The sequence below is a fragment of the Caballeronia sordidicola genome, from assembly GCF_002220365.1.
Taxonomy (GTDB): domain Bacteria; phylum Pseudomonadota; class Gammaproteobacteria; order Burkholderiales; family Burkholderiaceae; genus Caballeronia; species Caballeronia sordidicola_C.
The window spans coordinates 147,081-170,669 of sequence record NZ_MTHB01000110.1; the positions used below are offsets into that span (position 1 = coordinate 147,081).

Below are 23,589 nucleotides of genomic sequence, written 5' to 3' on the forward strand. Positions count from 1 at the left end.
GTGGCCCACGACTGGAGGCGAGCACATGGACGTACCGCAGAAACTCGATTCCCTGGCCGCTTTCCTGGCGACCGTGGAGATCCTGTCGCCGTTTGCCGCGCAGGAAATCGAACAGCTCGCCGAACACGCCGAGACGCGTTTTCATGCATTCGGCGAGACCGTTTGCAACGCGGGTGACGCGGCGGAGGGACTGTTCGTCATCAAGGCCGGTTCGGTGCGGATCTTCACTGAGGAAAACGGCAAGGAGATCAGCATGGGTGTGCGTCGCGAACGGGAAGTGTTCGCGGACATTGCCATGTTGCGCGAGTACCGGCATGAATCGTCGGTGCGGTCGTCGGGCAAGACGGAATTGTTGTTCATTCCGCGCCGAGTGATCGAGCCTATCGTGACGAATAATCCGGCGGCGCTCGCGTTCGTCACGAGCTATGTCGCAATCAGCTCGGCCGGCGGTTTTGTCGCGAAGCTCTTCGACCTGCGAGGCAAGATCGACAAGGCCGAGCTGGAGGCGTCGGTGCGCAGCGTCGGCGTGAAGCGGGTGGCCGCGGGCAAGGAGATCATCCATCAGGACGGGCGCGATGACCGGCGGCTATACGTGGTTCGGCAGGGCGAAGTCCGGATCGTGCGCAAGGAGGGTGCGAGCGAATATCTGCTTGCCACCTTGAGAGCGGGCGAGGTCTTCGGCGAGAAGGCTTGCCTGTTGCGGCAGGAGCAACAGGCAACGGCTATCGCAAACGTGGACACGCGCCTCCTGGTCGTGCCGGAGAAAACCGTGCACCTCGTGCTCGAACGCAACCCGAAGCTGCGCGAAGTGCTGGAAGACCGTATCCGCTTTACCGAGCGCGAGTTGCAACGCCAGAAAAAGCTGGAGGAACGACGCTCGTTGCCGGCCATGCTCGACCTGCACTCGAAACCGGCGTTCGGCGAGCGGGTGATACGCCGTTTCGCATGGGTCCAGCAGGCCGAAGAGATGGATTGCGGCGCGGCTAGTCTTGCGATGATCTGCAAGCACTACGAGATCCCCATGACGCTCGGCAAGCTCCGCGAACTGGCCAACGTCACGACCCAGGGCGCGACACTTGACAGCCTCGCGCGCGCTGGCGATGTGTTGGGCTTTACCACGCGTGGCGTTCAGTGCACCTTCGAGTCGCTGCGCGGTTTCGAGCTGCCGTTCATCGTCCACTGGGAGGGATACCACTACGTGGTGGTGTACGGTATTTCAAAGAACCAGGTATGGGTGGCCGACCCTGCGGTCGGCTTCCGCAAGATGGACGTGGAGGAATTCGAGCGTGGCTGGAGCGGCACCTGCCTGCTGTTCACTGCCCCGCCCGAACTCGCGCAAGCAGCAGTCGGACGCTCGCCGTGGGTCCGGTTCGTCGGCTACCTGACGCCCTATAAAAAGATCTTGGCGCACCTCTTCCTCGCGACGTTCGTGATCCAGGTGCTCGGCGTCATTCCGCCGCTGATCATCCAGAATATTCTCGACGGGGTGATCGTTCACCAGAACGTCGGGCTGCTGCATTTGCTGATTGCCGGGCTGATCATCTCCAACCTGTTCTCGCAATTGATGTCGACCATTCGCGCGTACCTTGCGAACTTCATGGTCCGCAACATGGATTTCGCAATGATGTCGCAGTTCTTCCGCCATACCCTGTCGCTGCCATTTTCGTTCTTCGCCAAACGCAAGACCGGCGATATCTTCGCGCGTTTCCAGGAGAACCACACGATCCGCGCCTTCCTCACCGAGTCGACCGTGACGACCGCGCTCAACTTGCTGATGGTCTTCATCTACTTCACGATCATGTTTCTCTACAACGTGAAGATGACGCTGCTGTTGATCGGTTTCGTGATTCCGATCATGGCGCTGACCGCGCTCGCCACGCCGAAGATCAAGAACTACGCCCGCGAAGTTTTCTCCGCGTCGACCGAAGCGAAGTCGTTCCTGATGGAAGCGCTGGGCGGAGTGGAGACAATCAAGGGCATGGGCATTGAGCGCACGGTGCGGCTGAAGTGGGAAAAGAAATACGCGAAGTCGCTGGAGGTCCAGTATCGCGCGCAGGCGTTCAATATTGCGGTGTCGCTGGGAAGCCAGATGTTGAACGCCGCAACCACGATCGCGATTCTTTGGGTCGGCGCGAACATGGTCCTCACGCACGAGATGACCATCGGGCAGCTGATCGCGTTCAACGCGTTCATGGGGAGCGTACTGACGCCGCTGATGGGCTTGATCGGTTTGTGGAGCCTGCTCAACGACGCCGGCGTAGCGATGGAACGATTAGGCGATGTGCTCGACATGGAGCCGGAACAGAAGCCGGAGGATTTGCCGTCGCGCATCATGCTGCCCGACCTGCAAGGTGAAATCAGCCTGAACAACGTGTATTTTCGCTATGGCGGCGCCGACACGGAGTACGTGCTGGAGAACATCAGTTTCGAGGTCAAGCCGGGTGAGCTGATTGCAATAGTGGGCCGCAGCGGTTCTGGCAAGACCACGCTCGCGAAGCTGCTGGTCGGCTTCTACACCCCGACCGAAGGGAAGATGGTCGTCGACGGTTACGACCTGAAGGTGATCGATAAAAACGTGTACCGCTCGCAGATAGGCTATGTCATGCAGAGCAACCTGCTGTTCTCGGGGACGATCGCGGAAAACGTCGCGAGTGGTGATGAAGCGCCGGATCGCAGGCGCATTGAAGAGGCCGCGAAGATGGCCGATGCCCACGCGTTCATCAGCAAGATGCCGTTGGGTTACGAGCAGATAGTCGGGGAGCGCGGCGTGGGGTTGTCAGGCGGCCAGATCCAGCGGCTCTGTATTGCGCGCGCGCTTTATCACGACCCGCGCCTCCTGGTATTCGACGAAGCAACCTCCGCGCTCGATACCCAGTCGGAAAGCAATATTCTCGGCAATATGCAGGAGATCCTGAAGGGTCGCACGGCCGTGATCATCGCGCACAGGCTCAGCACCATCATGCGTGCAGACAAGATCCTCGTGTTGTATGAAGGCGCGATCGTCGAGCAGGGCCGCCACGACGAACTCGTCTCGCGCAAGGGCATGTACTACCAACTCGTGCAAAAACAACTGAGCGCAGCATGAAGATACTCGACGATATCGAAGACCTGCCGGCCAGCCCCGCGACCTCGTACGCCGCCCTGCTGGAGAAGATCGAAATTCTCCGCTCGACGTTGCGCTGGTCGTCGCGCATGGAGCGCCCGGAAATCGAAAAGCTGCTCAGACAAGCGAGCGTGCTGCGCGACGACGTGATGCAGCTATCGCACAGGGAGCGTTTCGTACAGGCGGCGGTAGCCGAGCCGCAGCGTTTGCCCGGCTCAGCGCGCGAGCGCCGGGAGGCGTTGCTCGCGCGAAGCTTCATATTTGAAGGCACTTTCGGCGATAACCCGAAACTGCTGGAAGCGTTGGAGATTGCAGAAAAGGCGGCGCCGACCGATCTCCCCGTGCTGGTGGACGGGGAGAGCGGAACGGGCAAGGAGTTGATGGCGAAGGTGATTCATGCGAACGGATCACGCGCGGACAGGCCGTATATATCGGTGAATTGCGGCGCGATTCCTGACAACCTGCTGGAGTCCGAACTATTTGGTCACAGGAAGGGTGCGTTCACCGGGGCATCGAATGACCGGAAGGGAAAATTCGAGAGCGCGCATACCGGCACTATTTTTCTCGATGAAATCGGTGAGTTGCCCCTTGCGGGACAGGTCAAGCTCCTGCGTGTGCTTGAGGCCCATGAGATCCAGCGCGTGGGATCGGATGAACCCATTGCGGTGGATACGCGCATTGTGGCGGCGACGAATCGCAATCTGCGGCGCATGAGCGAGGAAGGGCGCTTTCGTGAGGACCTGTTCTATCGGCTCAGTGTGATCCATCTGACCTTGCCGCCGTTGCGCGAGCGGCGAGACGAGATTGCGCTGCTGCTGGCTTATTTCGGCGATGAAGCCGCGGCAACGCTAAAGCGCCAGCCGGTGAAGATGACGCTCAGGCTGCGCGAGTTCCTGCGGACCTACGACTATCCAGGCAACATCCGCGAGTTGCGCAACCTGGTCTACCGCATCGTCTGCCTCGCGCCGGAAACGGCCGACATTGAGCATCTTCCCGTCGATATCCGTCCGGGCAATTCGGCGTCGATGGTGAGCGGCATGGTTGCAAGCGCGGTGTCGCTCAGCGACGCCAAGCGCACGGCGAGCGATGAAGCGGAGCGCGCTTTTCTCGAGCGCGGCCTGCACGAGGTGGGCGGGACGGTCGCGGAATTGGCGCGACGCTTCGAGATGAACCGCTCGCATGTGCAGATGCTGCTGAAGAAGCACGGGCTGCATTCGAAGGATTTTCGCAACCATGCGGCTTCCGCTGCGCAGAAGGAGAAGGGCAGCTAGAGGGTCGGGTTTATCTGCGTTTTGTCGAGGCAGAAAATGTCCTCGGCTTGCGCCACGACGGCTGAGATGTTGTCGCGTCCGCCCCGCCGCAGTGCGAGTTCCAGCAGCCGCGCTACCGCTTGCTGGCAATCGCCGGTTGTCAGGACGCCGCCCATCTCTTCATCGCTTACCTCATTGCTCAGACCGTCGCTGCAGAGCAGGAAAATGTCACCGTCATGCAGATCGATACGGTCCGCATCGAGCTCAAGTGTTTCCATCGCGCCGACAGCACGCGTGATCAGGTGTTTCCCCGGATGATGCAGTGCCTCTTCCGGGCTGATCTGACCGCGCGCCTTTAGTTCTTCGACCTGGCTGTGATCGCGCGTCAGCTGTCGCAGGAAACCCTGGCGGCAAAGATAGAGCCGGCTGTCACCTGCCCACAGGTACCCGCAAGACCGTTCGCTCGCCAGCAGCAGGACCACCGTGCTGCCGATCCGGCGTACTTGGCGGCGGGCGGCCTCCGCGCGCAGGTCCACGTTGACCGCGAGGAGCCGCTCTCGCGCTTCGCGCATGCGCTCGTCTAGAGGGACGGGTTTGCCGGGAGCCGAGGAGCGCTTCAGCCGGTCGATCACCATCTGGCTCGCGACATCGCCCACTGCGTGGCCGCCCATGCCATCGGCGACGGCCCACAGACCGTGTTCGGGCATTTCGAGGCAGGCGTCTTCATTGATCTCGCGTACGAGACCTGTATCGGTGCGGGCAGCCGATGTCCATCGAAACTCACCGGTGTTGCTCACGAGACCTCCGATGTCTGCAGCGGCGCGCATGGGTGCGCCAAAGGGTTGCCGCGTTAGCGGCGAGACAGAACCGGTTGCTTCAGGCGTGCGTGGTGTGTGCTTTCTTGTGCCGCGGTCCGCTTCAGGCAGCGTGGTTGAGGCTGCGCTCGTTCGGGTTGACCGAGATGTTCGAATTCGAGCCGGTGTTATTCACGTTGGTGGTCTGGAACTGATTGATCATCTGATCAGCATAGAAGTTGTTATTCGTTTCGTACAGGTTCACGACCGGCCCCATCGAAGGCTGCGATTCAACGAAGGGCGTAATCCAGCCATACACCCAATTTCCAGGGCCGTTGCCGCCGTGGATGCAGGTCATCGCTGCACGATCGAGCGTGAGATCGCAGGGAATGTCTTCAATGGCGAGTGCAGTCATGGTGAGGCTCCGGTGGTCTTGCCTGGTTAGGGGACGTGGGTCTTGGACGTGCTTACTTATGCAAGGCGCATGCCGAAGGTGGGCTGCGCGAGTGCTTTTCTCGCCGTGCCTTTTCACAGGCGGGTTTGGGTCATGTGGTGTCGCGCAGCGGCTGCGCTTGTTCGGTTAGCTTGGTTGGGCTGAACCCAACAAGCCGGGCCGTTTAGTGGTCGCAATACCAACACTTGCGCATCGCTTTGTGCGGGAGCCGGCTTCACTCTTCATGGCTGATGCGAAGAGGAGGACGCCAAAGAACGAAGCAAGGAAAGCGCCGTTTCAGGTATGCATGCCTTGGTGATTTTGGTCTTCCTCTTCAGAGGGCGGTAGCCCGTTCGCCGGTTGCGCTTCGCTGGTTTTATAGCCTGGTGAGTGGTGCACAGGATCCAACACATCACTCGAAAAAGTGTTGGATCTCGCGTTGTCCTCACGCTGCCTTCAACGCTCTCATTTTCCTTTGTGCCTTGTCACACAAGGCTGTGCGTGCATTGGCCCGGTTGATGCAATGACTTGATCAACCGCCGGCTTACTTGCAACACCCCGGCTTCCACCCTCCCAGGAGAAACCGGTCATGTCGGGCAATCAATCATCCAGGCTTTGTGCTCGACTCGGCCGCTCAATTCCCGATGTCGCCATCGACTGCGAACCCGCTCCCGGTGCTCACCTCGTGACGCAACGCTCGGGTTACGAACATCACGGCATCTATGTCGGCAACGGCCGCGTCGTGCACTACGCCGGCTTCGCCGGCTCGCTGCATCGCGGTCCGATTGAAGAGACCACGCTCGAGCGCTTCGCCGCAGGGCGCGAGATTTGTATTCGTGTCCATGCGATGGCGATGTTTACCGGACAGGATGCCGTCCGCCGGGTTCGCTCAAGGCTGGGTGAAGACCGCTATCGGCTGCTTAGCAACAACTGCGAGCACCTGTGCGCGTGGGTGCTTTTCGGCGAGAACCGCAGTTCGCAAGTGGAGGCATGTCTTTCTCACCCAAGTCTTGCCTACCGCGTGGCAATAGCAATGCTCAAAGGCTGGATCAACGCGAGGGGCCATGACGACCTGCTCGCCGCATGAACCTGTTCGCTGTCACCATTCGAGGAGAAACATCATGAATACGCAACGTGATTCACTGCGCCGGATAGTCGAAAAATGGCTCGCGCCAACAGCCGGCGCACCGGTACGCGAGATCCGCCTGTGCCGCATGCCAGCGAATCATATTCGCTATGTCCGCGTGGAAGCGCTTCGGCCGACCGGCGTGCTGGCATTGCTCTTCTTCCGTCACGACGACGGATCGTGGCAAGTGTTTCCGCCCGAAGCCGCACGCATGACGATGAGCCCACGGCGCTTGGCAATGTGATGCGTGGCGTGTTAGCACCAAGAATCCAGAGAGCGGCGGCAAGTGTTTTCCCTGGGCTATTCTCTGGCGCTGCGGGTGCCGCTCGCGTTGCAATCTGTGATTGAGCGCCGTTTCGGCCATCCTGTTACGCAAGGCGCCAAGGACATACCCGATTTGAAATCGGTATCGTTAAAAATCTGATTGGAAAGGAATCGGCCGCTTCCTTAATATGCACTCGAATTCAGTATCGCAGAAGCAAGCGCGTGGCTTGATTTCAGATAGCATGAAGCCGCTGCTTTTACCAAAAAGCAGCGGCTTCGCTTAAGAATCCTCAGTCCTCGAACTTCTCAACTTCGTGTCGGCTCCCAAGCAACATGGCATCCGCGACATGTTGAAGCGGGCTGACATCGACATCGCTAGAACCGGTCGAGATCAACTCGAAGAATCGATCATATAGGCTTGGATATTCCCTCTCCCCTCCGATGTCCTGCACCTCCCCGTCGATCTTTAAAAACTTCCCGCCCTGAGCCAGATGCAAGATGCCGTCGCGGGTGGTCACTTCAATCTGCCACAACTCTTGCGGACCAAAACGCCAGTCGAATTCTGCCCGGATCGGCGTGCCAAGCGCGTCGCTGAAATCAAGGTTCGCGGCAATCGGATTGTGCCGGTTCGCCGGAACAAACAACTCCGCTGACTTCAGGAAAAATGCATGCGGCAAGATACGCGTGATGATGGATAACGCGTTGATACCCGGGTCGAATACACCCAGGCCGCCCGGTTGCCAGATCCACTCCTGACCCGGATGCCAGCGGCGCACATCTTCCTTCCACAGCACATTCACCGCCGTGATGGTTTTCCCAGCGAGCCACGCGCGCGCAACGTCAACGCCCGGCGCATGACGGGAATGCCACGACGCAAACAAGGTGCAATGATTTTGCTGCGCCAGCGCGGCTAGCACGCTAACTTCGGTCACGCTCGCACCCGGCGGTTTCTCGAGCATCACATGCTTACCGGCTTCAAGCGCTGCGCGCGCCTGGGAGAAACGGACTTGCGGCGGCGCGCACAACGACACGGCTTGCAAAAGCGGTTCTGCCGCCAGCATGTCCTCGACATTCTGATAATTGTGGACCCCGTCGATCCGGGCATTCCGGCTCGCCCCGGCAATGAGTTTGAACCCGGAATGACCAGCAATAGCGGGTAAATGTTGATCGCGAGCGATCTTGCCGACGCCGGCAATGCCTATCGCAACTTGCTCTGTCATGGTTGGACCTTAAAGGAAGCTTCGTTCATGTGATACGTGCAACGTGCCGGATTAATGCGAATGCCGCGGCACATCGGCACCTCGGCATCCTACGAGAAAATCGAAGTCGCAGCCTTGATCGGCTTGCAGGACATGATCAACGTACAGCTTTCTATACCCGCTTGTGTCCGCGGGTGCAACTGTCTGCACTTCAGCCCAATTAGCGAGACGGGCGGTGAGTTCCGCGTCGCTGACGTCAAGGTGCAGCGTTCCGCCAAGGCAGTCCAGTTCGATCCAGTCGCCTTCCTGCACTACCGCCAGCGGACCGCCGGCACGCGCTTCGGGCGCCACATGCAGCACCACCGTGCCATAGGCCGTGCCGCTCATGCGAGCGTCCGAGATCCGCACCATGTCGGTCACGCCTTGCGCCAGCAACTTGGGTGGCAAGCCCATATTGCCGACTTCCGCCATGCCCGGATAGCCCTTTGGTCCGCAGTTCTTCAGCACGAGAACAGAGTCGGCCGTCACATCCAGTTCGGGATCTCCAATGCGGGCCTTGTAGTCATCGAAGTTTTCAAACACGACCGCGCGGCCGCGATGCTTGAGCAATGACGCTGTCGCCGCCGACGGCTTGACCACCGCGCCATTGGGCGCGAGATTGCCGCGCACGATGCATAGGCCGCCATCAGGGACGAGGGGTTTGTCGAGCGGACGAATGACTTCTTCGTCGTAGATAGGCGCTTCTTTCGAGTTCTCCCATAACGAATGGCCATTCGCCGTCAGCGCATCGGGATGGGGCAGCAAGCCCGCTTCGCCCAGGCGCCGGATCACGCCAGGCAAGCCGCCCGCATAATAGAATTCCTCCATCAGGAAACGCCCCGATGGTTGCAGATCGACAAGCGTAGGGGTGCCGCGGCCAATGCGCGTCCAGTCATCGAGTTCGAGGTTCACGCCAATGCGCCCCGCGATGGCCTTCAAATGAATTGCCGCATTTGTCGATCCACCAATCGCCGCGTTCACGCGAATCGCGTTTTCGAAGGCCTCTTTTGTCAGGAGTTTCGAGAGCCGGACATCCTGCAACGCCATCTCCACAATGCGCATGCCCGACATGTGCGCGAGCACGTAACGCCTGGAATCCACGGCTGGAATTGCCGCGTTGTGGGGCAGCGTGACGCCAAGTGCCTCGGCCATGCAGGCCATGGTGGACGCCGTGCCCATGGTGTTGCACGTGCCGGCCGAGCGTGACATGCCCGCTTCCGCCGACATGAATTCGTGCAGCGTGATCTTGCCGGCCTTCACTTGCTCGCTAAGCTGCCAGACCACCGTGCCCGAGCCGATGTCGCGGCCATGATGTTTGCCGTTGAGCATCGGGCCACCACTCACTGCAATGGCCGGCACGTCGCAACTCGCGGCGCCCATCAACAACGCGGGCGTGGTTTTATCGCAGCCGACGAGCAGCACGACGGCATCGACTGGATTGCCCCGGATCGATTCCTCTACGTCCATGCTGGCGAGATTGCGTGTGAACATGGCGGTCGGGCGAAGGTTCGATTCGCCGTTTGAGAACACGGGGAATTCGACCGGGAATCCGCCCGCTTCGAATACGCCGCGCTTCACATGCTCGGCGAGTTTCCTGAAATGCGCGTTGCAGGGCGTGAGTTCAGACCACGTATTGCAAATGCCGATGATCGGCTTGCCCTGGAACTCGTGATCAGGAATGCCCTGGTTTTTCATCCAGCTTCGGTACATGAAACCGTTCTTGTCGGCTGTGCCGAACCATTGGGCGGAGCGCAGCGGGCGTTTTGCGTCTGACATCGATTTTTCCTTACTGTGTGCTATTCGTTTGCTATTTCAAGACTTTATTTGCACCAACGTGCGGTGCGTTCGAGACCTGTCTGGTGATTGCGCCATGCGCGCCGACTTATCCGTTTCATAGAACATGCAAGGGCGGTCCTTGGAGGACACATCAAGTCCGGGACCCCAGCGCAACGGGGTCAGCCTTGTTCGCAGCATCGTGTTGCCGCGCCGCATCTCGTCGCTTCAGCTTCGACCTCGCTCGTTCACCCGATGCCGTCCCATCCGATTTGCGCCGCGCCGCATGTCGTTCGATCACACGCTGCAACAGGCAGAACGCGCACAGAAGGGCTCCTATGACGATGCGGGTCCACCACGAGCTCAGCGTGCCGTCGAACGTGATGAGCGTCTGGATGGTCCCGAGAATGCCGACGCCGAAGACCGATCCAATCACATAACCCACCCCGCCCGTGAGCAAGGTTCCGCCGATGACCGTGGCGGCGATCGCATCGAGTTCCATGCCCTGGCCCTGCAAGCCATAGCCGGAGAGCACGTATAGCGTGAACACCACGCCGCCCAGCGCCGAACAGAAGCCGCTTAACGCATAGACGCCGACCTTCGTGCGTGCCACGGGCAGCCCCATCAGCAAGGCGGAACGTTCGTTGCCGCCGACTGCGTAGACGTTACGCCCGAAGCGCGTGAAGTGCGCGACGAAGATGGCGAGCAGCAGCGTCGCGATGGCGATCAGGCCGCCGGCCGTGAGCGATGCGCCGCGAATATCGATGTGAAAGCCCGACAGCGCATGAAAGCTCGGGTCGTTGATGGTGATCGACTGCGTGGTGATCAGGAAACACGCGCCGCGTGCGAGGAACATGCCCGCCAGCGTGACAATGAACGGCTGCAGTTTGAAGAAGTGGATCAGCGCGCCCATCGCTGCGCCGTACAACGCGCCCAGCATGAGCACGAGCGGCACGATCACCCATATCGGCCAATGCAGGTGTTCAGCGAATACGGCGCAGAGGATGGTGGTCAACGCGACGACCGATCCCACCGACAAGTCGATCCCGCCCGATACGATCACAAATGTCATGCCGATCGCGACGATCAGCAGGAACGCGTTGTCCACGAGCAAGCCAAGCAGCACCTGCAGCGAGAAAAATCCGGTGTACATCACCGAACCGAAGCCGAAAAGCGCGATGAATAACACGATGGTGACGACGATCGGCAGGGTGCGCGGATCGACCAGGCGGTCGAAAAGGTTCCTCATTTTACTGCCTCGGCAAGGGGCTTTTTCAGGGCGTAGGGAAAGGCGCGTTTCAGTTGCCGCATGATGACCGTGCGGGCAGTGGCCGACTGGATCACGCTCACTACCAGCACCACCGCTGCCTTCACGACGAGCGTGGCTTCAGGCGGCACACCGATGGAGTACGTGGTGTAGGTCAGCGTCTGGATGATCAATGCACCGAGCACGGTGCCCGCGAGGCTGAACCTTCCGCCGAGCAGCGACGTGCCGCCGAGCGTGACAGCAAGGATCGCATCGAGTTCGAGCAACAATCCGGCGTTGTTGCCATCAGCGCTGCGCACATTGGAGCTGATCAGAATGCCTGCGATAGCCGCCGTCAGTCCGGAGAAGGTATAGACGCCGAACACGATCGCACTGGAGCGCAAGCCGACCAGCTTCGTGGCCACCGGATTGATCCCGATCGCGCGGATGAACATACCGAGTGCGGTGCGATTCATGAGCAGCGCGGTCGCCGCGATTGCCCCGATCGCGACCCATACCGAACACGGAATGCGCGCCAGATAACCGCCGCCCACGATGAGGTATCCGGGTGCGCCGATCGGAATGATCTGGCCGCCCGTGAGCAGTTGCGCGACGCCGCGGCCGGCCACCATCAGGATCAGCGTGGCGATGATCGGCTGCATGCCGACGAACGCCACCAGCACGCCATTCCACATGCCGGCGAGCACACCCACTGCGAGTGCTGCGGCGAGTGCTTCACCGACCCGCGAAGGATCGTCGGCCAGGATGCTGGCGGCTGCCGCACCGGCGATTGCAACGACCGCGCCGACGGAAATATCAATGCCCCGTGTCGCAATCACAAGCGTCATGCCGAGCGAGACGAGCACGAGGGGGGCGGCACGATTAAGGATATCGACAGGCGCGCCGAACCAGTGGCCGTCGAGCACCGTGATTGCGAGGAAGTGCGCGTTCTGGCTCAGGTCGAGCAGGATCAGCAGCACGAGCGTGAGCACCGGCCATACGAGCGGATGTTGCAATGCGGCTTTGATCCGGTTCATCGGCTGCCTCCCGCAATGAGTCGATACACCTGATCTTCCGATGCCGCGTGCCCCTCGACCTCCGCCACCTTGCGCCGGTCGCGTAACACTGCAATCCGATGGCTTACGCGCACGACCTCGCTCACCTCGGAAGAGATGAAGACAATGGCGAGCCCTTTCGCACACAGCGCCAGCACACGATCCATGATTTCGAATTTGGCCGCGACGTCGATGCCGCGCGTGGGTTCATCGAGGATCAGCATCTTGGGTTCTGTCGCAAGCCAGCGCGCGAGCAGGACCTTCTGCTGGTTGCCGCCCGACAAAAGTCCGATCGGCTGTTCAGCGTCGGGTGCCTTGATGTCCAGGCGCTTGATATAGTCGTCCGCTATCTGGCGCTGTTTCGCCTTGCGTATGACGCGCCACCAGCCGCGTTGCACTTGCAGCGCGAGAATGATGTTCTCTCGTATGGAAAGATCCGCGACGATACCTTCCTTCTTCCGGTCCTCCGGGCAATACCCTATGCCGCGACGCACTGCATCGCGAGGAGAACGAAGCTTTACCGGCTTGCCGTCGATAGACATGGCGCCCGCGTCCGCCCGCTCCGCGCCGAACAGGAGGCGGGCGGTTTCGGTGCGGCCGGAACCGAGCAGGCCAGCGAGTCCGAGGATTTGCCCGGGCTGTACATCGATATCAACAGGATTCATCACACCGCGCCGGCCGCTGCCGCGCATTTCGAAGAACGGCGGGACAGCAGCCTTATGCGCGGGCGGCTCGTCGGCGGCGCGTTTCAGCCGCTCGGTCATCCGTTCATGGCCCACCATCTTCGAAACGAGCAGTTCCACCGGTAAATCGCGGGCGAGATATTGGCCTTCACGTTCACCGTTGCGCATGACCGTGATGCGATCCGATATCGCGTAGGTCTGCTCGAGAAAGTGAGTGACGAACAGGATCGCCATGCCCGATTGCTTGAGCGTGCGCAGCACGTCGAAGAGCCGCGCGACTTCGCCGTCGTCCAGGCTCGAGGTCGGTTCATCGAGGATCAGCACACGCGCATCCACCGAGACCGCGCGCGCGATTGCGACCATTTGCTGCACGGCGATCGGATAGGTATCGAGTGATTTGGTCACATCGAGGAAAACGTTCAGGTCGGCGAGCGCCGCTTCCGCCCGCGCATGAATGGTCTTCCAGTCGATAGCACCATGCCGTTTCGGCTGCCGCCCCGCGAACACGTTTTCCGCGACGGACAGATTCGGGCACAGGTTCACTTCCTGATAAAGCGTCCTGATTCCGGCTGCTTCCGCGTGGAGCGGGGTCGCGAAATTAACGACGTCGCCGCCCAGCCGTATCTCGCCTGCATCGTGGGTATGGACGCCGGTGAGTACGTTGATGAGGGTCGATTTGCCAGCGCCGTTCTGGCCCATCAGCGTATGGATTTCCCCGGGAAACAAACTGAAGTCCACGTTCTGCAACGCCTTGACGCCCGGGAACGACTTGGAGATGCCGATGGTTTCAAGAATGGGCGAGCCGGTCATGAACGAAGGCCGAAAAGGGAGGTTGAAAGTTCACCGCGAGTCCGCCGTTGCAGTGGTCATTGCTTTTTGGCGGACTCGCGCTTGCCACGGGTTCTCTCCGCGACCGCGATGGCTTGGTCGATGGCTCAGTACTTACGCTGCGGCAGCACTTGCGCTGCAACGCTCATCGGGAAAATGGTTTCTTCGGTCACGATGCGCTTGGGCAAGGTTTTGCCCGCCTTCACCTCTTTCACCGCCGTCATGAGTTGCGGTCCGAGCAGCGGACTGCATTCCACGTCGACATTGATCTTGCCCGCGACCATCGCTTCGAAGCCGCCCTTGGTGGCGTCGAACGAAACCACGGTCACGTCCTTGCCGGGTTTCACGCCGGCTTCTTCCATCGCCTGGATTGCCCCGAGCGCCATGTCGTCGTTATGGGCGTAGACCACGTTGATCTGCTTGCCGTAGGTCTTGATGAAGGCTTCCATGACCTGCTTGCCACCGGCGAGCGTGAAGTCGCCGCTTTGCGAAGCGATCACCTTGAACTTCGGATCGTTCTTGATCACTTCCAGCAGTCCGGCGCGACGATCGTTGGCGGGCGCTGAACCGACCGTGCCCTGCAACTCGGCAATGTTGATCGGACCGGCGTCGTTCTTGTAGTGGTCTTCGAGCCATTTGCCCGCGCGGTGGCCTTCTTCGAGGAAGTCCGAACCGATCATGGTCACGTACAGCGAGGTATCTTTAACGTCGATATTGCGGTCGGTGAGAATCACCGGAATCTTGGCGTTCTTAGCTTCGATCAGTACCGGTTCCCAGCCGGATTCGACGACCGGGGAGAACGCGATCACATCGACTTTCTGCGCAATATACGAGCGGATCGCCTTGATCTGGTTTTCCTGCTTTTGCTGGGCGTCGGAGAATTTCAGATTGATGCCGGCGTCTTTAGCCGCGCTTTTGACAGAAACGGTATTGGCCGTGCGCCAAGCGCTTTCCGCGCCGACCTGTGAGAAACCCAGGGTGATCTTGCTGTCATCTGCGTGGGCGCTCAGGCTTGCGCCCAGCAATAGCGCAGAACCAAGCAGCGCACCGATGGCTGCGCGTCGAGCATGTCTCATGTTTGTCTCCGATTGTTGTGTTTGTGTTCGGTACTGCCGTGCTTATCTGTTTTCGCGCGGTCGGGTGATTCAGGACGTACCGAAATGAAGCGTAACGCCGGGGTTCATGGCGGTCCAATCAGTTATTTCGTGTTTGTGATACCAGAATTGGTATGACGGAGGGGAATGATCGGCTCACTCGGGAAAGACCGTTCCGAGCAATTCCCTGGACGTCCAACTTGAATGAATCAGGCAGCACGAGCGGTGCATTCGTGAATGCCGTACGTCGCTCTCGGTCATCGTGAACCGCCAAAGAACGTGATCTGAAACCGCTGAACGAACTACAAAAATTCGTCCGCCAGATCTCAAGATTTCCAATCCTATGACGATATATAAGCAGCCAATTACACAATTAATTTTGAGGAATTTATGCTTCGTATCGTTATAGGCCTGCTGCTTGCCGGACTGCTTGCCGGATGCAACACAACTCTGCATGTCGAAAAGCCGGACTCCGCATCGGGCCTTTATGCAACGCATACGGTTCTCAAACCCACCGATGTCCGCGTCGCTGAAAAATTTGACCCCGCTTACACACAAATGATTTACCTGAAGGTCGACGCCGAACACCCGAACCCGCGCTTTGTGGATTTCTTTGTATCGGCTTTCAAGGAAATGCACACCTTCAAGCGGGTCGTGACAAAGGATGATTTGCAGGAAATGGTCATTGAACGCAATCTGGGTAGCAAGGTTCCGAGCGTGTCGGATCTTGTTGGACTCAATAACCTGAGTAAAGAAATCGGGCCATTCCTGATCGTTGAGTCCAATGCAGTGTTCAAGGGGGCTTACACTTTCGAGGGAACGCTAAAAGCCATTGATGCCAGCACCGGAAAGACGGTTCTGCTGATCGACATGAACGCATTCAACATGGCAGGCCTGGACGATCCGCTGTTTCACCCGATGCTCAATGGATTTATCAACTGGACACGCAATCAGCCGGTGGCGCCGCAACAGCCGGCGACCGCGCAACAGACCAATCCTGCGAAGCAGCTCTGACCGGGAGTAAGCCACGGCTAGCTCACGCGTGCCGTGGCTCAAACCGGCTTACTGCTTCGCCAACTGACCGGAGGCGATCACCGAGTTGTCGGCTGCCTTGACGTGATAGACGATCGTCCGCTCGTATAGCGTCGTGCTGCCGGAAACGGGCAGGAAGGTGATCGCTGCGTTACCCGTGTAGGTCACCCCTGAACGCAACGTGCAGGAGGTCGTCGTGCCGCTCACGGTCATCGTGTAAAGGTTCTTGCTCGAGCCCGGCGTGGTCAGCGCCAGCGTGCCCGCGACACCGCAGCCGAGAAACGAGCCCGTGAAGCCGCCCGCATTGTCGACCGTCATGGTTGTCACGCTTTGTGTCCACGTACCCGCAACGCTCGATTGGTCGACCGCGAGTGCATTGGCCGGGTCGTAGTTCAAGGACAGGTTCACCGTGCTGTTATTCGCCACGTAGCTGCCAGTCAAGGTCTGGTTCGCTGTGAACGTTCCGCTTCCCAAGCTAGCCGGATAGCGAAAATTGCTCAAGGTCTCAAAGCCGCTTGTCAAGGTCCAGTTCGGCGCAGCGGTCGTCACCGTTCCGAAGAACATGGAGGTAACGAGAGAGAACAAAGCGTTCGTGTAAGAGATGTTGTTCGACGGGTCGATTAGGGCCGTCACCCGGGACGTGGACGATTGTTGCGTCCAGATACCTTCGAAACCATTGCCCGTGGCAGCAGTCGAGCCAGCCTGCGGGGCGCTCAGGCTGGGAAGTGCCTCGCCCGTCACGGCCGGTATTGATGCGCCACCCGGTGCCGATGCGGCCACTGGCGCCGACGCGACTGCAGGTGCGCTGGCTGAAGAGGCTGGTGCCGCCGCTTGTGCGTTCGACGTGCTGCCTCCTCCGCCTCCACCGCACGCGGCGAGCGCAAATGAACCCAACATGGAAATGATCAAAGGTAATCTTGTTTGCATGTGCATTATATTTTTTTGAATGCGGACTCTCGATTCCGCATTGGTTGATTGGGTTTGGATACTCCGTGCGCGCAATGGCGCCATCATGTAAACGGCTGTAAGACAAAAATCTTTAGGTGCTTACTAAAGAAATTCTCTTCACGGCCGTGGGGTAATGCGGGAATGGCAAACGTTTGGAGAAAGGGAAGCATTGCAGCCATTAGCTGCTTTCAAGCCAGCTGATCCGCGGTTGATTGCACGAGTGCGATCAACTCAAAAGACAAATAGGGTGATCCGCTGTCGACTGGTTGGAGTCTCGCGAGTCCGGCACTCCAGATTCAAGACCAGCTGCTGGAGCGCAGTGCGGTTTATATCGTACTGGTCGTTGAATTGACTTTCCGAAAGATCAGCGGGTGCCAAGCGACTGCTAATTGGGAAAAGGATTGGCAGGGTGCAAATAGCCAATACGAGTCTCAACGGTTTGCATCGTTCAGAGACGGCGGTAAATGCAGCCTGCTAGTCACGAGGATCACCGCTGCCAGCACGACGATTCCAGTGAGAATGCCCGATAGCCGCATTAGCGCGGGTATTGGATCGGCCGACCAATGGTGGTCTTGCACAAATACCATGATGAACGCGATAGTGAATTGCCGGCCGACATAGCTTGCTCCTTCTCGCCCCGTCTGCACGTGACATCCTGTCCACACGCCGACGGACAGCGCGAGCATGCACAGAATTGCCTGCCCCCGCATCAGGGGCAGTAGCGCCACACCCAGCGCGCCGGCCAGCAAGCAGCCGGCCACGCGGTGCACCATCTTTTCGATGACTGGCTGCTGCGCGCCGCCTGCCGGCAAGCTTGCCGGGAGTATCAGCACCGCAATCGCCGTGACCATCGCTTGCGCGAAACCAGGCAGATGCAAAACATAGGTAAGGGCGCCAAGGATTGCGATTGCCAGTGCGCCCTGCAAGCACAGCAGCCTGCGAGTCGGGAGCAAAGATTCCAGCGATGGCGACAGAGTTGAAGCAGAAGGCGCCTCGGATTCGGCGGCCGTTGCGAACACCGATGGCGGCCGGGTCTTCCCATACCACTTCGGTCCGAAGTGAAATACGCTCGCCACCAGCAGGCAAGCGAGCGTTCCAACCATGACCTCGGCGACTCGCAGCGCTGCAAACAATGCCGTCGATCGGACTGATAGGAGCCCATGCGCTTCGTAAGTCACCATCAATGCGGTCACTCCACCCAGAACCCAGGCGTAGGCTGACCTGGTCCCGTTGGCGTAGAACACCGCAACGCCGCCGATCGCTCCCAATGCGGGCACAAACAGCCACGGCCGGTCGCCGATCCAGGGCCCCACCAGGGTTCCAAGCGCGGCACCGATCAGCGTGCCCATCATGCGATGGACGGCGCGCTGCACGGAGCCGGCGAAACTCGTTTGCATGACCGCGAAACCGCTGATTGCTGCCCACCACGTGTCCGAAAGATGCAACGCGTTTGCGAGCGCGACCGACAGGGCGACCGAGAGCATCGCTTGCGTCCCGAACATCGCGCGTTCCCTTGACGGCTTCCAGGCCAGCAATTCACGTCCGAGCGACGACACAGCCGCCCGGCAGGTCTGGACAAGCGTGCCGACGAGCGTCATTCACGCCTCCGCGATTGCGTACGTGGAAGGCGGGGATCATCGTCCAGCGAATCCCGCAGGATCTGAATTGGCGCTAGCTGCCGCTGCATCGTACCGGCTCAGGCCCGCCAGGCCGGACCCCCGGGAAAGTCATGTTGATCGAGCGATGCCGCGTGCATTTCGATGCTGTAGCCGGGACGTTGCGGCGGCATGTAGCGGCCGTTGCGGATCACGACAGGATCGATGAAATGCTCATGCAGATGATCCACGTACTCGAGCACCCGGTTTTCCAGCGACGCCGACACGCAGATATAGTCGAACAGCGAAATGTGCTGGACGTACTCGCATAAACCCACACCGCCCGCGTGCGGACACACTGGCACGCCGAATTTGGCCGCCATCAGCAGGACCACGATCACCTCGTTCAGACCGCCCAGGCGGCAACTATCGACCTGACAGAAGTCGATTGCCTGCGCCTGCAGCAACTGCTTGAACATCACCCGGTTATGGCAGTGCTCGCCTGTCGCCACGCCAATTGGCCGAATCCGTTGGCGGATGGCCGCGTGGCCGAGGATGTCGTCGGGGCTCGTAGGTTCTTCGATCCACCATGGATCGAATTGCGCCAGGCGCCGCATGTTCGAGACCGCTTCATCGACATCCCATACCTGGTTCGCGTCCATCATCAGCTTGCGGTTTTCGCCGATTTCTTCGCGCAGGATGCGGGCCCGGCGCATATCTTCTTCGAGATTGCCGCCCACCTTCTGCTTGAAGTGCGTCCAGCCCTGCGCGACGCCCTCACGGGCGAGCCGGCGGATCTTGTCGTCGTCGTAGCCGAGCCAGCCGGCCGACGTCGTGTAGGCCGGATACCCGTGCGCCAGCATCTCCTTCACGCGCTCACCCCTCGTCTTTGCATGGCGGTGCAAAATGGCGATGGCTTCGTTCGGCGTGATCGCATCGGTCACGTAACGGAAGTCGAGGCAACGCACCAGCGCTTCGGGGCTCATGTCGACGAGCAGCTTCCACACCGGCTTGCCTTCCGATTTGGCCCACAGGTCCCAGGCCGCATTCACGACCGCCGCCGTCGCCAGATGAATCGCCCCCTTGTCTGGACCGATCCAGCGCAACTGGCTGTCTGAGGTCAGCGCGCGCCAGAAAGCGCCCATGTCCGCTGCAATGTCCTCGAGCGTTTTACCGACGACCAGCGGGGCAAGCGCGTGTACCGCACTCACGCAGATCTCGTTGCCGCGCCCGATGGTGAAGGTGAGGCCATGGCCCGTGAGTGTTTCAGGCGAATCTGTTTCGAGCGTCACGTAGGTGGCGGAGTAATCCGGCGCGGCGTTCATCGCGTCGGAGCCGTCGAGCGAGCGCGAGGTCGGAAACCGGATGTCCCGGACGGACAGCTTGGTGATCGTGGGCATCTGAACATGCTCCTCTTCGACAGCTATCGACTTGTACCTATGAACAACACGGGTCGTGGCGTCGAAAGAAGCCACGACCCTGCCTTTGACGGCGACGCTCAATCGTAGAGCACGGCGGCGATCTTGGGATCGTTAATGTTGCTCTTGTCGTACCAGTAGAAGCCCGTGTCGACTTTCTTGGGCAGCGTTTCGCCCTTTAGTGCCTTCACCGCAGAGTCGACGACGCATTTGCCGATACCGATCGGGTTCTGCGTAATGGCGCCGAACATCAGGCCCGAATTGATGTCGTCCTTCTGCTCCTTGCCGGAGTCATAGCCAATCAGGACGAGCTTTTTGCCTGATTCCTTGACGCCGATCGCGGCACCTTCCGCCGAGCCTTCATTCGAGCCGAAAATGCCCTTGAGATTGGGATTGGCCTGGATCATCGTCTTGGCAATTTCCGCTGACTTCAGATGGTCGCCGCCGCCATACTGGACTGACACGATCTTGATGTTCGGATGTTTCGCCTTCATCTCGTTCAGGAAGCCGTCTCGGCGATCAACACCGGTACGGCTGGTCTGGTCGTGCACGATCAGGCCGACCTCACCGGAATTGCCGATCGCCTCGGCCATCTTGTCGGCGGCGAGTGAGGCGGCGGCCAGGTTGTCCGTCGCGCAGGTTGTGAGCGCAATGTCGCTGTCGACGCCGGAGTCGAAGGCGATGACCGGTATTTTGGCGGCCTGCGCCCGCTTCAAGAGCGGAATGGCTGCTTTGCTGTCGAGCGCGGCAATGCCGATCGCCTGTGGCTTCTTCGCGAGCGCGGCCGAGAGCATGTCGATCTGCTTGTCGACCATGGCCTCGGTTTCCGGACCCTCGAAGGAGATCCTGACGTTCTGCGCCTTCGCCGACTGTTCCGCGCCGGCTTTGACGGCCTGCCAGAACTGGTGCTGGAAGCCTTTCGAAATAAGCGGGATGTAGGGTTCGTCCGCGCGCACAAGACTGGTCCCGCCAATGAGCGCGCCAACGCCGACTACGACACCGATGAGTCTTCTTTTCAACATGGTGGTTCTCCTCCTGAGGTGGGCTATCAGGCTTCAGCCGTTAGGGGAGCCTTGGCGCTCCCTTTTCTTGATCTTGTCTTGTGCAGTGTCCACTTTCGTCAGCTTCAGTCAGCTTTTCTTGCGCCGCAAAATATCGGCATAGACAGCGAGAATGATGATGAGACCCGTCACCACGATCTGCCATTCCTGAGCGACCGACATGATGCGCAGTCCGTTGGTCAGCACGCTCATGATGAAGGCGCCGATGATCGTGCCCAGGATCGTGCCCGAACCGCCGCTGAGCGAAGTCCCGCCAATGACCACGGCGGCGATCGCTTCGAGTTCGTAACCTTGGCCTAGCGCCGGCTGGGCCGAATTCAGCCGCGAGGCGATGAGCAACCCGGCGACGCCGCAAATTGCCCCGCTCAGGCCGTAAATCGCGATCTTCCATCGGTCGACATTCACGCCGGAAAGGCGCACCGCTTCTTCGTTGCTGCCGAGCGCAAAGGTGTAGCGGCCAAGCGCCGTGCGATTCAGCGTGATCGAACTCACCACCGCCAGGAAAAACAGGATCAGCACTGCGTTCGGAATGGGCAGGCTCGGGATCAAATAGCCGATCAGTGAATCCTGAGAGATCCTGTAGAAGTTCTCGGTGTCGCTGAAATAGATAGGCTTGTCGGCCGAGACGACGAGCGAAAGCCCTTTGAGCAGCAGCATCATGCCCAGGGTGGCAATGAACGGCGGTATCTTCATCTTCGCCGTGAGGGTGCCCGAAATGGTCCCGCAAAGCGCGCCCGTGCCAATCGCAGCAATCACGCCGATCGACATCGGCAAGTGCCAGTACGTCAGGAACACGCCGCAAATGACGGCCGTGAAAGTCATCAACGTGCCGACGGACAAATCGATGCCGCCGGTGATGATGACGAACGTGCAAGCGATCGCCAGAACGCCGTTGACCGCCGTCGCCTGCAGGATCCCGAGCATGTTGTCCATCTGCATGAAGGCGGGCGAGGCGAAGCTGAAAAAGGCCAGCAGCAGGACCAGGCTCCCGAAGGCGAGCAGCTTTTGCAAGGCGGTCGGCGAGAAGAGGCGGGCTCTCAGGGCGGACGCCCGTCCCCGATTACCCAGCGCCGAAGTATCCGATGGCAGTGTCATGAAACGAACCTCTCCTCTAGAGACTCATGCCGCTTTTAAGGTTTCACGCTGCGTCGCCAGTTGCATGATGCTCTCCTGCGTCGCCTCCGTGGCTGAGAGTTCGCCGGTAATGCGGCCCTCGCACATCACGACGATCCGGTCGCTCATGCGCAAGATCTCCGGCAGTTCGGAAGAGATCATCACGATCGCCTTGCCCTCGTCCGCGAGCGAGCGCAGGAGCTTGTAGATTTCGCTCTTGGCGCCGACGTCGATGCCGCGCGTCGGCTCGTCGAAGAAGAGCACATCGCAGTCGCGCTCGAGCCATTTGGCGATGACAATTTTCTGCTGATTGCCGCCGGAGAGGAGCCGCACTTCCTGCGTTGCAGAGGGCGTACGAATGGCGAGCAGACTGATGAAATGGGTGGCTGTCCGGCGTATCTGGGCGCGGCGCAAGAAAACGCTGAGCGACAGGAATTTGCGCAGGTTGGACATCACGATGTTCGATTCGACGTCCATTCCGGTTGCAAGGCCGAAGCGCTTGCGGTCTTCCGAGAGATAGCCGATACCGCGTGCCACCGCGTCGCTCGGCGTCCTGATCGTCACCTTCACGCCTTTCACCAGAATTTCGCCAGATTCGATCGGATCGGCGCCGAACACTGCTCGGGCAACCTCGGTTCGACCGGCGCCCATCAGGCCCGCGAAGCCCAATATCTCGCCTTTGCGCAGCGCGAAGCTCACGTCCCTGACCAGCGGGCCGGCGTTCAGATTCTTTACTTCGAGCGCGACTTCGCCTGTGCCTGCAACGCTACGAGAAGGCGCGGCGTCGGTCAAAGCTCGCCCCACCATCATCCCGATGATCGCTTCGACGCGGGTGTCGCGGGCGGTGACCGTGGCTACATATTCCCCGTCACGCAACACGGTGACGCGATCGGAAATCTGCTTCAGCTCGTCCATCTTGTGCGAGATATAGATGATGCCCACGCCCCGGCTCTTCAGTTCCCGGATGATGCGAAAGAGCTCGGCGATCTCGGCGTCGTTGAGCGCGGAGGTGGGCTCGTCCATGATCAGGACGCGCGAATCGAAGGACAAGGCCTTGGCGATCTCGACCATCTGCTGGCTGGCGACGGTGAGGGTGCCGACAATCGCGCGCGGGTCCAGATTTACATGCATGCGGGCAAGAATCTCGCGCGCTTGCGCGTTGAGCTTGTCTTCGTCGAGGAACAGGCCGAGGCGTCCGCGCGGTTCGCGGCCGATGAACATATTCTGGGCGACGCTCAGATGGTTCATCAACTGGAGTTCCTGATGAATGATGCAGACGCCCATCGCCTGCGCCTCGCGCGGGCTTGAGAAGTCGACGGGTTGGCCGTCATAGAGGATTTCGCCGGAATCCCGGGTGTAGACGCCAGCAAGGATTTTCATCAGCGTCGACTTGCCGGCACCATTCTCGCCCATGACCGTGTGGACTTCACCCGCCATCAGCTCGAACTGGATTTCGTGAAGCGCCCTTACGCCGGGAAAGCGCTTGCTGAGCCTTTTGACGGAAATGAGCGGGATCATGGAGTGGATTTACCGAC

The 23,589-nt window shown here is 59.9% G+C and carries 19 protein-coding genes; 5 read left to right on the plus strand and 14 right to left on the minus strand.

The window, feature by feature from the left end:
* Window positions 1-25 precede the first annotated feature (25 nt).
* Window positions 26-3,085 carry a peptidase domain-containing ABC transporter gene (locus BSU04_RS17825; RefSeq protein ID WP_089161847.1) on the plus strand — a complete coding sequence of 1,020 codons (3,060 nt, stop codon included), beginning with the start codon at window positions 26-28 and terminating at the stop codon, window positions 3,083-3,085.
* A complete protein-coding gene (locus BSU04_RS17830) occupies window positions 3,082-4,374 on the plus strand; it encodes a sigma-54 interaction domain-containing protein (protein ID WP_089161848.1) in 1,293 nt (430 codons plus the stop codon). Before BSU04_RS17825 ends, BSU04_RS17830 begins: the two co-directional genes overlap by 4 nt.
* Here BSU04_RS17830 and BSU04_RS17835 read toward each other — a convergent pair.
* Together BSU04_RS17835 and BSU04_RS17840 are read right to left on the minus strand one after the other, a co-directional pair.
* Window positions 4,371-5,150 (minus strand): PP2C family protein-serine/threonine phosphatase, encoded by a 780-nt coding sequence (locus BSU04_RS17835; RefSeq protein ID WP_089161993.1) that lies wholly within the window; start codon window positions 5,148-5,150, stop codon window positions 4,371-4,373. The two genes, BSU04_RS17830 and BSU04_RS17835, sit on opposite strands and share 4 nt — an antisense overlap.
* 121 nt (window positions 5,151-5,271) lie before the next feature.
* Complete coding sequence (locus BSU04_RS17840; RefSeq protein WP_089161849.1) at window positions 5,272-5,562, minus strand: hypothetical protein; 291 nt, start codon at window positions 5,560-5,562, stop codon at window positions 5,272-5,274.
* Window positions 5,563-6,169: 607 nt separating this feature from the next.
* Between BSU04_RS17840 and BSU04_RS17845 the strand changes: the two genes are divergently transcribed.
* Together BSU04_RS17845 and BSU04_RS17850 are read left to right on the plus strand one after the other, a co-directional pair.
* Window positions 6,170-6,667, plus strand: coding sequence for a lecithin retinol acyltransferase family protein (locus BSU04_RS17845; protein WP_089161850.1), 498 nt, complete (start codon window positions 6,170-6,172; stop codon window positions 6,665-6,667).
* A gap of 34 nt (window positions 6,668-6,701) precedes the next feature.
* Entirely contained in the window at window positions 6,702-6,950 is a 249-nt protein-coding gene (locus BSU04_RS17850; protein WP_089161851.1) for a hypothetical protein, read from the plus strand.
* 310 nt (window positions 6,951-7,260) lie between these two features.
* Here BSU04_RS17850 and BSU04_RS17855 read toward each other — a convergent pair whose 3' ends face one another.
* The 6 genes from BSU04_RS17855 to BSU04_RS17880 form a co-directional block, all read right to left on the minus strand.
* Window positions 7,261-8,190 (minus strand): Gfo/Idh/MocA family protein, encoded by a 930-nt coding sequence (locus tag BSU04_RS17855; RefSeq protein WP_089161852.1) that lies wholly within the window; start codon window positions 8,188-8,190, stop codon window positions 7,261-7,263.
* Between the two features lie 51 nt (window positions 8,191-8,241).
* Window positions 8,242-9,984: an IlvD/Edd family dehydratase gene (locus BSU04_RS17860; protein WP_089161853.1), complete on the minus strand. Its 1,743-nt coding sequence runs from the start codon at window positions 9,982-9,984 to the stop codon at window positions 8,242-8,244.
* Window positions 9,985-10,135: 151 nt separating this feature from the next.
* Window positions 10,136-11,230 (minus strand): galactofuranose ABC transporter, permease protein YjfF, encoded by a 1,095-nt coding sequence (gene yjfF / locus BSU04_RS17865; protein WP_089161854.1) that lies wholly within the window; start codon window positions 11,228-11,230, stop codon window positions 10,136-10,138.
* Window positions 11,227-12,264, minus strand: coding sequence for an ABC transporter permease (locus tag BSU04_RS17870; RefSeq protein ID WP_089161855.1), 1,038 nt, complete (start codon window positions 12,262-12,264; stop codon window positions 11,227-11,229). Before BSU04_RS17870 ends, yjfF begins: the two co-directional genes overlap by 4 nt.
* Window positions 12,261-13,775 (minus strand): sugar ABC transporter ATP-binding protein, encoded by a 1,515-nt coding sequence (locus BSU04_RS17875; RefSeq protein ID WP_089161856.1) that lies wholly within the window; start codon window positions 13,773-13,775, stop codon window positions 12,261-12,263. The genes BSU04_RS17870 and BSU04_RS17875 overlap by 4 nt, the downstream gene beginning before the upstream one ends.
* Window positions 13,776-13,900: 125 nt before the next feature.
* Window positions 13,901-14,869 (minus strand): ABC transporter substrate-binding protein, encoded by a 969-nt coding sequence (locus BSU04_RS17880; RefSeq protein ID WP_089161857.1) that lies wholly within the window; start codon window positions 14,867-14,869, stop codon window positions 13,901-13,903.
* Window positions 14,870-15,277: 408 nt separating this feature from the next.
* Between BSU04_RS17880 and BSU04_RS17885 the strand changes: the two genes are divergently transcribed.
* Window positions 15,278-15,901 carry a hypothetical protein gene (locus BSU04_RS17885; RefSeq protein ID WP_089161858.1) on the plus strand — a complete coding sequence of 208 codons (624 nt, stop codon included), beginning with the start codon at window positions 15,278-15,280 and terminating at the stop codon, window positions 15,899-15,901.
* Between the two features lie 48 nt (window positions 15,902-15,949).
* Here BSU04_RS17885 and BSU04_RS17890 read toward each other — a convergent pair whose 3' ends face one another.
* From BSU04_RS17890 to BSU04_RS17915, 6 genes are all read right to left on the minus strand, one after another.
* A complete protein-coding gene (locus BSU04_RS17890; RefSeq protein ID WP_373452840.1) occupies window positions 15,950-16,816 on the minus strand; it encodes a hypothetical protein in 867 nt (288 codons plus the stop codon).
* A 482-nt stretch (window positions 16,817-17,298) separates the two neighbouring features.
* Window positions 17,299-18,465, minus strand: coding sequence for an FUSC family protein (locus BSU04_RS17895; protein ID WP_089161860.1), 1,167 nt, complete (start codon window positions 18,463-18,465; stop codon window positions 17,299-17,301).
* A 98-nt stretch (window positions 18,466-18,563) separates the two neighbouring features.
* Window positions 18,564-19,862: an L-fuconate dehydratase gene (locus BSU04_RS17900; protein ID WP_089161861.1), complete on the minus strand. Its 1,299-nt coding sequence runs from the start codon at window positions 19,860-19,862 to the stop codon at window positions 18,564-18,566.
* A gap of 98 nt (window positions 19,863-19,960) precedes the next feature.
* Complete coding sequence (locus tag BSU04_RS17905) at window positions 19,961-20,902, minus strand: ABC transporter substrate-binding protein (protein WP_089161862.1); 942 nt, start codon at window positions 20,900-20,902, stop codon at window positions 19,961-19,963.
* A gap of 108 nt (window positions 20,903-21,010) precedes the next feature.
* Window positions 21,011-22,036 carry an ABC transporter permease gene (locus BSU04_RS17910; RefSeq protein ID WP_089161863.1) on the minus strand — a complete coding sequence of 342 codons (1,026 nt, stop codon included), beginning with the start codon at window positions 22,034-22,036 and terminating at the stop codon, window positions 21,011-21,013.
* Between the two features lie 24 nt (window positions 22,037-22,060).
* A complete protein-coding gene (locus BSU04_RS17915; protein ID WP_089161864.1) occupies window positions 22,061-23,572 on the minus strand; it encodes a sugar ABC transporter ATP-binding protein in 1,512 nt (503 codons plus the stop codon).
* Window positions 23,573-23,589 lie beyond the last annotated feature (17 nt).

Excerpts from the sequence above, each read along its gene's own strand:
- BSU04_RS17825 (WP_089161847.1), top strand. The coding sequence starts at position 26 with ATGGACGTACCGCAGAAACTCGATTCCCTGGCCGCTTTCCTGGCGACC.
- BSU04_RS17830 (WP_089161848.1), top strand. The coding sequence starts at position 3,082 with ATGAAGATACTCGACGATATCGAAGACCTGCCGGCCAGCCCCGCGACC.
- BSU04_RS17840 (WP_089161849.1), bottom strand. The coding sequence starts at position 5,562 with ATGACTGCACTCGCCATTGAAGACATTCCCTGCGATCTCACGCTCGAT.
- BSU04_RS17845 (WP_089161850.1), top strand. The coding sequence starts at position 6,170 with ATGTCGGGCAATCAATCATCCAGGCTTTGTGCTCGACTCGGCCGCTCA.
- BSU04_RS17850 (WP_089161851.1), top strand. The coding sequence starts at position 6,702 with ATGAATACGCAACGTGATTCACTGCGCCGGATAGTCGAAAAATGGCTC.
- BSU04_RS17855 (WP_089161852.1), bottom strand. The coding sequence starts at position 8,190 with ATGACAGAGCAAGTTGCGATAGGCATTGCCGGCGTCGGCAAGATCGCT.
- BSU04_RS17860 (WP_089161853.1), bottom strand. The coding sequence starts at position 9,984 with ATGTCAGACGCAAAACGCCCGCTGCGCTCCGCCCAATGGTTCGGCACA.
- yjfF (WP_089161854.1), bottom strand. The coding sequence starts at position 11,230 with ATGAGGAACCTTTTCGACCGCCTGGTCGATCCGCGCACCCTGCCGATC.
- BSU04_RS17870 (WP_089161855.1), bottom strand. The coding sequence starts at position 12,264 with ATGAACCGGATCAAAGCCGCATTGCAACATCCGCTCGTATGGCCGGTG.
- BSU04_RS17875 (WP_089161856.1), bottom strand. The coding sequence starts at position 13,775 with ATGACCGGCTCGCCCATTCTTGAAACCATCGGCATCTCCAAGTCGTTC.
- BSU04_RS17880 (WP_089161857.1), bottom strand. The coding sequence starts at position 14,869 with ATGAGACATGCTCGACGCGCAGCCATCGGTGCGCTGCTTGGTTCTGCG.
- BSU04_RS17885 (WP_089161858.1), top strand. The coding sequence starts at position 15,278 with ATGCTTCGTATCGTTATAGGCCTGCTGCTTGCCGGACTGCTTGCCGGA.
- BSU04_RS17890 (WP_373452840.1), bottom strand. The coding sequence starts at position 16,816 with ATGTTGGGTTCATTTGCGCTCGCCGCGTGCGGTGGAGGCGGAGGAGGC.
- BSU04_RS17895 (WP_089161860.1), bottom strand. The coding sequence starts at position 18,465 with ATGACGCTCGTCGGCACGCTTGTCCAGACCTGCCGGGCGGCTGTGTCG.
- BSU04_RS17900 (WP_089161861.1), bottom strand. The coding sequence starts at position 19,862 with ATGCCCACGATCACCAAGCTGTCCGTCCGGGACATCCGGTTTCCGACC.
- BSU04_RS17905 (WP_089161862.1), bottom strand. The coding sequence starts at position 20,902 with ATGTTGAAAAGAAGACTCATCGGTGTCGTAGTCGGCGTTGGCGCGCTC.
- BSU04_RS17910 (WP_089161863.1), bottom strand. The coding sequence starts at position 22,036 with ATGACACTGCCATCGGATACTTCGGCGCTGGGTAATCGGGGACGGGCG.
- BSU04_RS17915 (WP_089161864.1), bottom strand. The coding sequence starts at position 23,572 with ATGATCCCGCTCATTTCCGTCAAAAGGCTCAGCAAGCGCTTTCCCGGC.